12 protein-coding genes are annotated in these 14,175 nt (G+C 40.1%); 2 read left to right on the forward strand and 10 right to left on the reverse strand.

The window, feature by feature from the left end; genetic code table 11:
• Window positions 1-29 precede the first annotated feature (29 nt).
• From D3P12_RS09170 to D3P12_RS09185, 4 genes are all read right to left on the reverse strand, one after another.
• Window positions 30-1,553 carry an ArnT family glycosyltransferase gene (locus tag D3P12_RS09170; protein ID WP_118194833.1) on the reverse strand — a complete coding sequence of 508 codons (1,524 nt, stop codon included), beginning with the start codon at window positions 1,551-1,553 and terminating at the stop codon, window positions 30-32.
• Between the two features lie 121 nt (window positions 1,554-1,674).
• Entirely contained in the window at window positions 1,675-3,396 is a 1,722-nt protein-coding gene (locus D3P12_RS09175; RefSeq protein WP_118194836.1) for a RagB/SusD family nutrient uptake outer membrane protein, read from the reverse strand.
• Between the two features lie 16 nt (window positions 3,397-3,412).
• Window positions 3,413-4,768: a TonB-dependent receptor domain-containing protein gene (locus tag D3P12_RS09180; RefSeq protein ID WP_118194838.1), complete on the reverse strand. Its 1,356-nt coding sequence runs from the start codon at window positions 4,766-4,768 to the stop codon at window positions 3,413-3,415.
• Window positions 4,701-6,536: a SusC/RagA family TonB-linked outer membrane protein gene (locus D3P12_RS09185; protein WP_157970307.1), complete on the reverse strand. Its 1,836-nt coding sequence runs from the start codon at window positions 6,534-6,536 to the stop codon at window positions 4,701-4,703. Before D3P12_RS09185 ends, D3P12_RS09180 begins: the two co-directional genes overlap by 68 nt.
• A 495-nt stretch (window positions 6,537-7,031) precedes the next feature.
• Between D3P12_RS09185 and D3P12_RS09190 the strand changes: the two genes are divergently transcribed.
• Window positions 7,032-7,748 (forward strand): FadR/GntR family transcriptional regulator, encoded by a 717-nt coding sequence (locus D3P12_RS09190; RefSeq protein ID WP_118194842.1) that lies wholly within the window; start codon window positions 7,032-7,034, stop codon window positions 7,746-7,748.
• Between the two features lie 22 nt (window positions 7,749-7,770).
• On the opposite strand, the gene D3P12_RS09195 is transcribed toward D3P12_RS09190, so the two are convergent.
• The 5 genes from D3P12_RS09195 to D3P12_RS09215 all read right to left on the reverse strand — a co-directional run bounded on the left by D3P12_RS09195 (window position 7,771) and on the right by D3P12_RS09215 (window position 11,995).
• A complete protein-coding gene (locus D3P12_RS09195) occupies window positions 7,771-8,664 on the reverse strand; it encodes a sugar phosphate isomerase/epimerase family protein (RefSeq protein ID WP_118194844.1) in 894 nt (297 codons plus the stop codon).
• 83 nt (window positions 8,665-8,747) lie between these two features.
• On the reverse strand, window positions 8,748-9,740 hold the full coding sequence (locus tag D3P12_RS09200; protein WP_118194846.1) for a YihY/virulence factor BrkB family protein: 993 nt from the start codon (window positions 9,738-9,740) through the stop codon (window positions 8,748-8,750).
• Between the two features lie 13 nt (window positions 9,741-9,753).
• Complete coding sequence (locus tag D3P12_RS09205) at window positions 9,754-10,161, reverse strand: acyl-CoA thioesterase (protein ID WP_118194848.1); 408 nt, start codon at window positions 10,159-10,161, stop codon at window positions 9,754-9,756.
• Window positions 10,162-11,217, reverse strand: a complete 1,056-nt coding sequence (gene mltG, locus D3P12_RS09210; RefSeq protein WP_118194850.1) for an endolytic transglycosylase MltG — start codon at window positions 11,215-11,217, stop codon at window positions 10,162-10,164. It lies immediately after the preceding gene.
• 19 nt (window positions 11,218-11,236) lie between these two features.
• Complete coding sequence (locus D3P12_RS09215) at window positions 11,237-11,995, reverse strand: PASTA domain-containing protein (protein WP_118194852.1); 759 nt, start codon at window positions 11,993-11,995, stop codon at window positions 11,237-11,239.
• Window positions 11,996-12,150: 155 nt separating this feature from the next.
• Between D3P12_RS09215 and D3P12_RS09220 the strand changes: the two genes are divergently transcribed.
• Complete coding sequence (locus D3P12_RS09220) at window positions 12,151-13,149, forward strand: D-alanine--D-alanine ligase (RefSeq protein ID WP_118194854.1); 999 nt, start codon at window positions 12,151-12,153, stop codon at window positions 13,147-13,149.
• 11 nt (window positions 13,150-13,160) lie between these two features.
• On the opposite strand, the gene D3P12_RS09225 is transcribed toward D3P12_RS09220, so the two are convergent.
• Complete coding sequence (locus D3P12_RS09225) at window positions 13,161-14,102, reverse strand: MlaD family protein (protein WP_118194856.1); 942 nt, start codon at window positions 14,100-14,102, stop codon at window positions 13,161-13,163.
• Between the last annotated feature and the right edge of the window lie 73 nt (window positions 14,103-14,175).

Genomic DNA, 14,175 nt, shown 5'->3' on the forward strand with positions numbered 1-14,175 from the left:
ATATACTTAATATTCTTGATCTAGTTCTTCTATTCGAATATTCTGTGGGCAAAGAGAGTTTTGAGTTCATCAAAGGTTAATTTTGGATTTCGGCAGATAAAGATACTCTGCCACAATCTTTCTTCTTCATCGGCGTATGGGTTATAGATGCTTTTTACAAAGACGACTTCTTCGAAGTACGGTTCGAAATGTCTACCTCCATCTGCCTCACTATAACGTAAGGCGATAACTGTTTGTGGGATAATTCCATGTGGTAACCAGCTGTAAAAGCTGCCATGTGTTGAAAAGGCATTTGGCAGCTCATAGCGATCACCGAAGAGGTTGACCGCTCCGGCCTGCCCGTAATGTTTGCCCCAAATCAGTACATCTTCCCGCTCGACCGGATTTAGCGATTGATATACTTCAGTCAACGCGCTCATGGTTTCTTGCCACTGCAGGTGGATATACCGCTGTTCAAATCGTAGAGGGTATTTGGAGCCTTTAACATCTTCTTTTACATAAGGGTAATAGGTGTTGAGGTAATCTTTTAATGCATGTAGGGGTAGTGCTATTGGGATGAGGATAACGCCGATGAGCAACACTATGCTGAGCGGGTAGAATAGCCACTTCTTTCCTGAGATCATTACTCGTTCCAAGTAAACCGCACCAAATGGAAAGATGGTCAATATGGTCGGGAAAAAATAATAGCTCTTTCCCTTGCTCAATATCAGAAAGATAATTGACAAAAGGATAGCTAGACCTGCTGGTCGATAGTGTTTCATGTCTGTCTGAAACATGTAAATAACTGCAACTGCGATAAAGAGTATGTTCAATGGGTTGATTGATAGAAATAGCTCGACAAGGATTCCGCTCGTAGTAAGCTCATTTAGTTGTGTTTCATAGAGCCTGCCAAACATCATGAACATGGGGAAGTTATTCGCATATTGCCAATAGATGTTTGGACTTATGATGAGAAGAAAGAAAAGGATGTTCCACCAAAATTGATGAACGAATAAGGACTGTCGGGTATGTTTAAAGAACAGAAGTGCCGCTAGTCCGGATATAAAAAAGAATGCATCATATTTTGTCAGGAATGCTAATGTCACACTAAAAGTAAGATACCATAAATAGCGTTTATCCAAGTATTTAATATACCGAAGGAGTTGATAAAACGATAAAATCCAAAAGAGCTGACTGAAGACAACTGGCTGGAATAACTGTTGGGAACCGGCGTGACCGGGTGAAATGAGAATGGCCAAGAGTGCGAGAAATACTGCACGGATTTCTCCACCGAACTCGACTACGGTTTTGGCTGTGAGTATAAAAATAAAGACAATGGCGACGTAGACAGAAATATGGTGGATGAAGATAGACTCTGAATGGAACAGGTTCTGTATGGAAGCGAGTAGACCAATGAAAGGTGGAAACTCCATATAACCCAATGCCAAATGGTTGCCGGTCTCTATATGAAGAAGTTCATCGCTATGTAAACCTGAATGACTATCTGCTAAAGCATGAAGCGTTAGCTTAATTATACACAATATCGCTACAAGGAAATTGATTTGCTTATTCATGATTCAGGTTTATACTAATCGCCTACGCTTGTAAGTAAATATAGCAGAAATAGAGTTTAGATGAAATAAAAAAGGAGGACGTATCTCTACGCCCTCCCACATCACCTTTAACCAAAAAGGACTACCAGCCAGGGTTTTGTGTTAGTGCTGGATTTAATACGATCTCGCTTTCCGGAACAGAATTGAGGTAATCTCTGTCTAGTTTGAATCCATAGCCATTCGGTATAGCTTTCTGAAATGGATCAAGGAATCCATCACCATCAACAGGGAACGGATTTTCTCCTACTTGTGCTGCTTTGAAGCCCTTCGGACGTTGACCAACAATTAGCTCGTCTGCTGCAGCCCAGCGTGCGATATCTTCCCAACGGAAACCTTCGGCAACCAATTCAACCGTACGTTCTCTTCTAATTTCATTAATGAGAGGAGAAAGGGCAGGAAAGTTCCAATTTGGATCATTCGCGATACTACCCATCACAAGTTTTGGCATGCCTACTCGTGCTCTTAGTTTGTTGATTGTATTGTCTAGGTCGCCTTGAGTAATTTCACCTAATTCTGCTTTAGCTTCTGCATAGTTTAATAATACTTCTGCATATCTGTATAATATTGACGGTGTTTCCTCATATTGTTGTACGTGATATTGCATATCTGGATTATAACCTTTTTGGATAACGTACCCGGTAGGTGCCATATAATCTGACGTACTATTCAAGCGATTATAAACTTGACTCCAGTTTTGTGTGGTACCGTTAGTTAAGATTTTCCAAACTTGATCAGGCGTTGCGATGGTTTGTTTGAAGCGGGGATCACGGTTTTCAGCTTCATCACTCAGATTGTCGTGTCCTTGAAACAATGGGTTTCCCGCGATAGGCTTGCCATCAATACACAAATAGAGATCCATCATTTGCTTAGTCATCGTTTTGTTGGTAGGAGTTTCCATACGGAAGTTACGGTCGTTTGTGAATGAGCTGTTTCCTCTAGATAATTCATTGTCATAGCGTCTCCAAAACATAACTTCTTTGTTTCCGGTATAATCCATCCGATTAAACAAGGTTTGATAATCTGTGTCGGGATCACCAGTTGAGTAAACATCATATAAACCGGACGCCATCACCGCAGCTGCAGCCTCTGCTGCTTTATTTAAGTATTTGTTTGGATCAGCTCCATCAGTCCCAAAGGGTGTCCCAGCATGGTATTTTTGCCAAGTTCCTTCATATAGTGCGATACGACTCTGAATTAATAACGCCATCCATTTGTTGACGCGTGCATCGCCGTTGGTTTTCTCTTCTGATAAATACATTGCAGCGGTATCTAAACACGCCAAGATACGATCGGTGACAAAGGTTCGCGGATCACGTGGATTGTATAGAGCTTCGTCACTAGTTCCTAATTCAGAGTCGTACCATTGGATATCTCCATAAGATTTTACTAAATTGCTATAGATCAGTGCCTTAAAGAAATAGGCTTCTCCAAGGTATTGTTTGTATTCATCTAAATCATAGTTCTCTGCGACACGTTCGTAGTTGTCAAAAAAGTAATTAATACTGCGAACTGCACCGAAGCCTATACTGCCTGTTGTTGAAACCACGCGAGTACCTTCGAGACGAGTATTGACTGTCGATTGAATTTGTATGTCACTGTCATAGTCGCTTCCATGATTCGCGTATTTAGGGAAATAGGTTTGACTATAATATTGATTTACATACGCTTTTAGATCATTTGGCTTCTGGAAATAGACATCTGAAGCCACCGCATCTAGCGGATATCTGTCTAAAAAATCGTCATTACAAGCGGATAAACTGAAGATGCCTGCAATGAATGCTATAGTGATTTTATAATTCTTCATGATTAACTCTTTTTAACTATTTGAAAGTTATATTTACGCCTAAAGAAATAATTCGATTCATCGGGTAAATTACCCCATTTGTTAGATATCCACCGTTGGCAGGATCTGCTGCTAATGATGTTTCTGGATCGAATATTTTTGGTAGTCCAGATATCGTAACTAGGTTTTCGCCGGAAACATAGATTCTTGCATTGCGAATTGGTAATCTTTCCAGAATATTAGAAGATAGATTATATCCGATTTGTAAGTTTTTCAAACGTACATAGGAACCGTCTAATAGGTATCGTGATTGTACTTGGCGATTTTTGTTCGTTTCATTGGTGAAGTATGGTTTTGGAAGATAGGAATCCGTATTAGGGCCTAAGATATTTGTTTCATCTGCTGGTCTCCAATAATCTAAAGCTGGGGAATCATGATATAACCCCGAAGCAGCCCACGCGTTAGTCATACCCCAGAAAAGTGGTGAACCAGAGTGAGGGTAATAGTCACGTTTTAATATGCCTTGCCAGAACATACTGAAATCGATTGATTTCCATTTAAAACCTCCGACAAAGCCAATATTGTAGCGAGGACGTGTGTTCCCAATTACTTTTAAGTCTCCGTGATCGTTAAGAGTTCTTGTGCCGTCATTGATAACGCCATCACCATTTAGGTCAGCATATTTGATGTCGCCGGGTTGCCACCTTGTGTGATACTTTGATTGATCTGCCATTTCCTCTCCTTCTGTCTGAATAATTCCAGCAGTTTCAAAACCCCAGATCTCTCCATAATTTTTTCCAGTATACCAGGATCCCACATTTTGCTTGTCATCCTTGTAACTTAGAATTTTAGTTTTGCTGTCACCTAAAGATACTTTGCCGTGATATGAGAAGTCGGTATTAATCACATCATTCCAACTAACTACTAATTCGAATCCACGGGTAGAAAGTTCGGCGTTGTTAGTTCGTGGCGCGGTAGCTCCCAAAGGATAGGGGAGTACCATAGCAGGCCCAATCATGTTGCTTGTCACTCTGTTATACCAGTCGAAATTAATGCCTAGCCGGTTCTCTAATAAATTCGCGTCTAAACCGAAGTTTAAAGTAGTTATTGTTTCCCAGGTAATGTCATCGCTGATTAAAGATGGTACAACGGAATAAGCTGGTCTTTCTCCATCTAATATCCAGTTAAGTTCAGGATGAACTGTCATACTCGATATATATAGGTAGTTTGATACGTTCTGATTGCCCAAAGAGCCGTAAGATGCTCTGACTTTCAGATCATTGATTGAAGGTGCGAAATCTGCCCAGAAATCTTCTTTAGAGATGTTATACCCTATTGATGCGGATGGGAAAAATCCCCAACGGTTTTCTTTTTGGAAAGCGAGACGACCCATTATAGCGAGCACTCACTTCGAGAAGATACTTTTCGTTATAGTTGTAATTGATTCGACCGAAAACACCACGAGTGGCCCAGTGACTAATAGCATCGTTCACTGTAGTTTCACCTAAGCCTGTTGAGATAGAAGGAACATCATCTGAAATCAGGTCAGCTACAGTTGCACTTAAATTAGAATATAATTCTTCTTCTTGCTCAAACCCGACCATTGCTTTGAGGTAATGATCCTGAATAGTAGTTTCATAAGCTGTAGTAGCGTTAAACAACTTGTACTCATTTTTATAATATGCAGATGTATAGGTTGATGCAGGTTTACCGATGTTGCCGATAGACCCATCGCCAAGTTCAACATCAATAGGGCGTGGATTTTGCTCGACCCGGTTGTTTTTTACGTTATAGTTATATGAAACATTGGTTTTCCATCCTTTAATGGGTTCCAGCTCTCCGCCTAAGGTCATCACAAAGTCGTTTGCCTTGTTAACATCTCTACCCGAACCCTCAAGTAATCGGATGAGCGGACTTTGAACCGTACCATTGATGTTATAATGAGGCATCATTGGGGCGAACATGAGCATTTCTCGGAATGTATGTTCACGACCAACCGTGGTCTCACCCATCGGGAAGTCGGTTTCGCCGTTTGCATATTTGATGTTGGAGTTGAAGGTTAACCAGTCGGTTACTTTAGTACTTAAATTTGTTAATAGATTGTAGCGTTTGTAATGGTCGTAACCAAATGCGTACATTCCATTCTGATGTGTGTATCCTCCAGCCACATAATACTGCGTATTCTCTGTACCGCCAGAAGCCTCGAGGTTATGTTTTTGGCTAAATGAGTTGTCTGCTAAAAGGATATGTGGCCAATCATTATTGGCATTTCCATTACGACGTCCTGCCCAGATATTATCGATTGGGTTTTCGGGATCATATTCATAAGGGAAAGTGCCATCTAAATAGCCCTTGATTCTTTCCATTTGTTCATCGCTATACACAGGATTCAGGCCAGCATTGGCGTTGGCTTGGTTGTATGCAGTTGCCCAAGTATATGAATCAACAAAGTGAGGTAGCTTAATAGGAGAAGCTAGAGATAGATTGTTTGTGTATTTAATAGCAGTCTCTTGATTTGCCTTACCCTTTTTTGTTGTAATTAAGATGACACCGAACGGGGCTCTTGATCCATAAACAGCCGATGCGGAGGCGTCTTTTAGAACAGTCACGGATTCAACGGTTTCTGGATCTATATTCATCAAATCCATTTCGACTCCATCTACTAAGACGAGGGGAGCAGAGCCTCCACCAATAGATCCGACACCACGGATGTTCCAGGTACTGGTAGCACCCGGCTCACCACCTCGCATGTTCATGGTGATGTTCGTGTTTGGCGATGCTCCTTTGATGAGATCAGCAACGTTAGTAGCAGGTCGATCGGCGAGGGTTTCACTATTGATAACATCGACCGAACCAGTCAAATTGACTTTCTTTTGTGTTCCGTAACCTACCACGACAACTTCTTCCAAATCACTGGCAGGTTCCAAGGTCACGTTAATTTGGCTTTGACTGCCAACACTGATCGTTTGGGTAGTGTATCCCACATAAGAGAATTCTAATTCGGCCCCCGCAGGAACAGATAATGCGTAATTGCCGTCACCGTCAGTTGTAACGCCTGTCGTTGTTCCTTTGACTGCTACTGTGACTCCGATAAGAGGTTCCCCGTTAGCGGCGGTAACTTTTCCGTTCACTTGTTGCTGTGAATTTTGAACTGAGGTCATTTGATTGATTTTCGTGCGATATGTTTTTTCAGCTGCAAGGACAGTACTTGTTGAGCATAATAAACATAAAAACGACCCAATCAATGCATGTTTCCTCAGATTAAAGGATTTGTAATGGTCTTTCATACTTTTTAATTAGGTGTGAGTGAAGTGGTTTTTAGTTTGTTTTGTTTTTTTGTATAAAGCTTACGCAAACGGTTACGTTACCGTGCTTTGCATAAAAAAGACTTTTTTTTTAATCGGCATTTTGGTTTCTCATAATTTTTAATTCGGTTACGTTAACGTTTTGGCAGAAACGATAAGACTTTATACCATCTTATTGGTTATTTCTTTCCTGAAAAACTAATCACAGAGTTTTTTAGGTTTTGCCGTTGATTAATAACAAACTTATTAAAAAAATTTAAGTTATACATTACTTTTGCCTATTTTGTGGTGTTTTTAACATTTTAAAACGAAATTGTTTCAAAAAAGAAATGATATAGATTTAACCAAATTATGAAAGAGAGCTTGAAAGAGATTGATAATAAATCATTGGTAGACAGGGTTGAAAAACAACTTATTGATCTTTTTGTTAGTAAAAAAGTCAAAATGGGAGATTCAATTCCGAAAGAAATTGAGTTAGCTGAGATTTTAGGAGTGAGTCGGACCGTGATCCGGGAGGCGTTGTTACGATTGAGGATGATTGGCTTAATAGATTCAAAAAAGAAACGAGGAGCTGTTTTGACGAATCCGGACGTAATGAGTCTTTTGCGGAAAGGCTTGTATCCGACAGTGCTGTCAGATGAAACATTGAAAGATATTTTTGAAATGAGATTAGTCTTGGAGGTGGGGATGGCAGATTTATTATTTAAACATATTACCAAAGGTGACATTGATAAATTGGAGGAGATTGTTTCCAACGAGCCTGAGTTGACTGATCGGACTATATTTTCGGTTGAACATGAAGTGAAATTTCATAGTACACTTTATGAAATTAGCCAAAACAAAACATTGAAGGAGTTTCAGCAGATACTGCTACCTGTTTTTGAATATGTACACTCTAGTGGCTTGTTAGAGTCGACACCAGCAAGCGGTGAATTTACATCACATATGGATCTAGTTGAAATTCTAAAGCATGGTAGTGCTGAACAATTTCGAAATGGTATGAGGAGTCACCTCGATAGCCATTATCTCCGTATTGGGATATCACAAGAAACACCGGTAGGCAATTAGCAATAACGGTGTCTTATTTTCCTTAACTCCATTGGGTGTTAATGAAGTCGTAACTTTGTTTGATGCTTTCAAATGCGTCAATAGAGAAGTTTTCTTGTTCGACAAACATGTGTTTTAATCCGGATTTTTCTCTTGCATCGTAAATCGGTTGAAAATCGATACTTCCAGAACCGATTTCTGTATTTAATTCTGAATTTGCTTTATCAATATCTTTAACATGCCACATGGTGAACCTGCCTGGATGGGCGTCGAACAATGCGATGGGGTCGTTACCCGTTCGGATTATCCAATACAAATCCAATTCGAAGTCGACTAGCTTGGGATCACATTCAGTTAGGAAAATGTCGTAACCTTTGCCTCCATCTTCAAGCTGCTCGAATTCAAAATCATGATTATGATATGCGAATTTTAGACCTAATTCTTTACAGATTTCACCTATTTGGTTCATTTTATCGGCGACATGCTTGTACATATCTGTATTGGCATGCAGATCGTCCGATAGCCAGGGGAGGGTGACGTATTCATTCCCGATTGTTTTTGCGGCCTCAATAATTGCCATTAGATCTGTTTTTTCATCGGTACGAAGAAACTCGTCAAAGCCGTAATGCCCACTAGAGCTTTTTAGTCCCAGATCAGTCAATACTTGTTTAAATTCCGTCGGGCTGAATCCCCAGAAGCCGTTTTGACTAGTAAAACCAAATGGCTCGATATCGCTATATCCTATCTCTGCTACTTTTTGGAGGACGCCTCTCACATCCTTTTCTATAATTTCGCGTAAAGTGAACAGTTGAAGTCCGATGTCCTTTGGTGTTTGTTTGCCATTTTGGGTGCTCGGCGAGTTTGTGCAAGCAGATCCCATTAATACACCAGCCGCAAGTAATGCTGATTGTTGTAAAAATACTTTTCTATTGGTCATAAGGTGATGAATTAGTCACGGATCTTGATGATGATCCGGCAATGTTAAATAAATGTAAGGAAACTATTTGGATTTTGATGCTATTAAAAGCGTTTATAACGTTCCTCAACGGGTTTGTCGCTTTTGAAGGAGTTGAAGCGAGGTTTCACGATTTTGATGCTTCGTTTAGATAATTCAATAGCCGCATTGAGTTCAAAGCCAATTAGTAATATTAATGAATTAAGGTAGAGCCAGATCATGATAACTATGAGGGTTCCGATGGATCCATAAAGACGGTTGTATGCATTAAAATGGTTAATGTAATAAGCAAACCCCCAAAAAACGAGAATGGCTAAAATAGTGGCGAGTGTGGCACCAGGACTGAAAAATTTCCATCGCTTAGATGATGCGGGGCCAAATTTATATACCATGCTGACAGTAAACAAGTACACGGCAGCCAAAATAAACCACCGCGTTACGTAAATAAGGTTTAACCAGAAACTTTCGGCAATGTCCATCAGAGATTTTATGTATGTGAAAATATGGCTGGAAATGGTGATGATTGTAAAGCCAATTGCTAGGGCAACAACGACCATAAAGGATAGTCCAATGGAAACTAAACGCTGACGAAACCACCCTCGCGTTTCGGAAATTAGGGAAGCTTTATTAAACGCATTCATTAGGGATGTTAGTCCGTTGGTGGAGAAAAATAATGCAGCTATAAAACCGAATGATAGTAATCCGCGGTTCTGGTTGATGACGATATCTTCGAGTGTAGACTGGATTACTTCGTAAGCATTCTCAGGTAGAGCTAATGCAATAAATGATAAAAGTTGTTCCTGAAAATTATCGACCGGAATGTATGGTATTAATGTAAACAGAAAGATGACACCGGGAAATATCGCGAGCAAAAAATTGTAAGCAAGTGCAGCTGCTTTATTTAATAGTGATTCTCGGGCAATCTCTTGGAAAAAGAAGACAGCAACTGTGTATAGAGGTAATGAGCCGAAACCGGGTAGCACAACGACCTTGGTCCATTCGATGAAATAATCATATGGCTTAAACTTAAGCAAGGTATTATGCAATCTGTTAGACATACTCTATAAAGTTTTAAGAGAAGTATGGAGATAAGCGAGTTTGGAAATCGTCTGGAGGCATACAAGGTCTGCCGCTCTCCATATCGACAAATACGAGGGTTGTTTCTCCAAGGTTGATTAACTCGTTTTGTTCGTTATGGATTTCATAATGAAACTTAATTCGTACTCCTGGTTTTTCTTTGATACTGACCGTGATGGTAAGATTTTCGTCATAGCGACCAGGCTTGATATATTTGCAAAATAAGTCTAGTACTGGCATCATAACGCCACTGTCTTCCATGTCTTTATAGGACGTACCTAAGCTTCGAAGCATTTCTACACGAGCTACTTCATAATATTCGGCATAATTGCCATAATAGACATATCCCATTTGATCGGTTTCACCATACCGAACGCGGATGTTGCATTTGAATGTAAACATTTATTGCATTATATTTCGTTCATCAAGAGCGCGCTGGAATTTTCTTGCATTGACTAGATGATCGCGTACATTGGTTGCAAAATTATGATATCCAGAGAAATCATCCTTCGCGCACATATAAATATAGTCATGTTCGTTGAAGTTTAAAACCGCATCGATGGAAGCAATGCTTGGCATCATGATAGGCCCAGGGGGCAATCCCTTATGAATATAGGTATTGTACGGTGAAGGAGTTCGTAAGTGGCGATTGAGGACCCTTCGGATACTAAAATCCTGTGTTGCAAAAATGACGGTTGGATCTGCTTGAAGTAACATGCCTCTACGCAGGCGATTGATGTATAAACCAGCGATCTCTGGCATCTCGTCGGTGTGTAGTGCTTCTCCTTTGACGATAGAAGCCAGAATACTAACTTCGATCTGACTCAATCCTACAGAGTCGGCTCTCGCTAGGCGCTCGTCATTCCAGAAAGTTTCGTATTCTGCCGCCATGCGTTCAAAAAAGTCATCAACAGAAGTATTCCAGTAAAATTCGTAGGTATTTGGTATGAACATCGTAAAGATGTTTTCGGTTGTAAAGCCATGCTTGACTGCTAAGGAGTCATCATTAAGAATGGTACTAAATGCTGCAGAATCGGGTTCTAAGTGCTTAGCAAGATACGCAGCGAAGTTTTCTTTAAGTCGGATGTTTTGAAACTGAAGATTAACCGGCTCCTGAAGACCCGCTCCTAGCATATTCAATAGCGTGCGATTATTCATGCCTTCTTCTAGTTTATATTTCCCTGGTTTGACATGTGAGGGGTATTCTTTTTGTTCGGCTACCCAGCGAAACCCAGCAGTGTCTTTAACTATTTTGTTCTCAGCGATGTTCTGCATCAAGTCTTCGAAGCCTGAACCGGTAGGGATATAAAGATATTCCTGCTCACTGGTAACATTAGGCCCCATGAGTCGTTGATAGAGGATATATCCAAAATAGCCTGCTAGCAGTCCAATAATGAATAAAATAATTAGAATAAAGGGAAGGCTTTTCTTTCTTGAATTCTTCTTTTCCGTTTGCATGAATACCTTTCTAAAAATCTTAGTTACTGAGAGCGATGTTAATGGGTGTTCCGATGCTTACTTTTTTTGTAGAATCGGGAATTGGCGTCTGGCTCACTACCGTGGCACTTAAAGAATCAGTGATATATCCCATGTAATTTACCGAGCCGAGCGTAAGTGACGAACCTCTGATGGAGAAAGTAGCTTCATCTAATGTTAAGCCTGAAAGGTCAGGAACAAGAACTTCAGAGTCACCCATACCATTTCCTAAAACGAGAGAAACGCTAGAGCCTTTAGGGATTTCCTGTCCAGCAAGCAGTTTTTCTCCTCCATATTTAACGTCAAGGACAACATCACGGGCAATATCTGGGATATAAATAGTATCAGCGATTTTAAGCTCATAATTACCGATCATAGCGCGAGCTTCCAGATATGTCATTTCCCGAACCTCAGGAAAGTTGACAAATGGCGGCGTCATTGTGATCATGGTAATATAAATTGTCCGGTTGGTCTTTACGTTTGAACCAGGCCCTGGATCCTGATCAATGATAGTTCCGGGGGTCGCATCGGTCTGGTAGACGGAATCTATCTGATAACGAAAACCGTTACTTTCCAGCGTATTGATTGCTTCTTTCAGTGACATATTGGTAAGCTCAGGCACTTTGATGTTCTCGCCATGTCGGGTGTAGCTTCTTAACACAAAGAAAACAGTGAAAACAAAGAGAGCAATAACAATAATGGCAGTGATTAGGTTATTTCTAAAAGTTTGTGTTCGCAGATACTGAAAGAATTTGCTCATATTATTTTATTAAACCAACTGTTTCCAATCTAAGCAAATATTAATCCAAATGATGGATTAGCCTGTTTTTGCAAATTGAAAAATAAATTTATTTCCGTTTCAAACATACTTAAAATCTCAAAGATGCTCTATATTTGTTTTCAAATTAATAAATTATGAAAAGAAAAATTGCCTTGCTCTGTGGTGGCTATTCAGGGGAAGCTGAAGTGTCAGTTAATAGTGCTTCTTTTGTTGAAAAAAACATTGACCGTAATCGTTTCGACGTATATTTAATTCATGTTTTTCCTGAGGGGTGGTATTATGAAGATGAGCAAGGTGAAAGATACTACATTGATAAAAATGACTTTTCATTAGTTCTTCCGGGTGGAAAAGTTCGCTTTGATCTGGCTTTTATTATGATCCACGGTGCACCAGGTGAGAACGGACAGTTACAGGGGTATTTTGAAATGCTTAATATTCCTTTTACATCATGTGATTCTCTGACTTCAGGTTTGACCATGAATAAGGCTTATACCAAGGCTGTGCTCTATGATATTGAGGATATGTACATGGCACAGTCAGTTCAGCTTTTCGAGTGGGATATTGAGGGAGCTGCGGAAAAGGTTCTCGAGAAAATGCGTTTGCCTGTGTTTGTCAAACCTAATGCAGGAGGGAGTAGTATTGGTATGTCAAAGGTAAGTTCTGCCGCTGCTTTAAAAGATGCGATTGATTTAGCTTTTAATACAGCCAATACAGGGCGACAGGTTCTCGTAGAAGAATTCGTGACCGGCAGAGAGTTTTCCGTCGGTGTATATCGGTTTCAAAATGATGTGGAGGTTTTGCCTGCGACGGAAGTGATTACAGGTCGTGATTTTTTTGATTATGAGGCTAAATATATCCCGGGTTTAACACAGGAAATTACACCAGCCAGGATAAATGAAGTTCAGGTGGCTCGTATGGAAACGATCGTGAAAGAGATTTATAAGCGTTTAAATTGTAAAGGATTGGTGCGCATAGATTTTTTTCTGGAAGATGATACCGATCGTTTTTATTTTATTGAGATTAACACCATTCCCGGTCAAACTCAAACAAGCTTTATCCCACAGCAAATACGAGCCATTGGAAAAACGGAATCTGAGTTCTACGGGGAATGGATAGAAGCTTCTTTAATTTAATTCTTTAGATTTTAATTCTTTCGACCGAAAACAGAGAAGTGTAAATAGCGCTTCGGGTTTTCTTTCATGTCAACGATGAGCTTATCTAAACTTTTAGAGGCATCTTCAAGGTTGTTGTAAAGTGAATCATCGTTTAATAATTTGCCCAGAGAACCGTCACCCTGGTTCAGATTGTTGGTGATGGATTGTAGGTCAGCAACTGCTTTGTCTGCCTTGGCCATGGTTTCAGTGAAATCTAGTTTTGCTGCATTATCTGTAATGGTTTCCATATTGGCAAATACTGCAGATATACGAGTATTGTTTTGTTCCATGTTTTTTGAGATAGACTCTAGATTTGTTAGGATACCTGATATCTTTGATTTTTCCGCGCCGACCATGCCGTCGACCTGTCCGGCCGTATTCTCCAAAGTCTGCAAAGTATTGGCAATGCTAGCAAGGCTTCTATTTACATTTCGTTGGAAATCAGGATTAACGGTATTGTTAATTGAAGTTAATACCGAGTCTAACATCAAGAAAACAGCTTCTGCCTTTTTTTGAACTGGTTCTACTTTATCCATGATGTTCTGTTGGATATCTGCCCGCAAGGTATCACCATTATCAGCGTATGTCGACGCGTTGCCAAGTTCGAAAACGATAGCTTTGCTTCCTAAGAGATCCGTACTAGCGATTCGTGCGATAGTATTTTCAGGGATATCATATTTTTTGTCAATTTTAAATTCAGTTAAAATATCGCCAGTCGACCTTAGAGTAAGGCCAGACACCCTTCCGATCTGGTAACCATTTACGAATACCGGTTTTGATACGGTGAGCCCGTCAACCTGGTCATAGGTGGCATAATAGGTGTTCTCTGATGTAAATACATCATTGCCTTTTAAAAAGCTATAACCCAGAACTAAGATAGCGATAGCCACTGTGGCAAGGATACCAACTTTTGTTTCGTTTGCAATTTTCAAAATAGTCGTTTTTTAACGTGTACACTCTGTTTTTTTAAGTCCTATTTGGAGCAATCCGTCTATCGCTACGTCT

The sequence above is a fragment of the Pedobacter indicus genome (assembly GCF_003449035.1).
In the GTDB taxonomy this organism is placed as follows: domain Bacteria; phylum Bacteroidota; class Bacteroidia; order Sphingobacteriales; family Sphingobacteriaceae; genus Albibacterium; species Albibacterium indicum.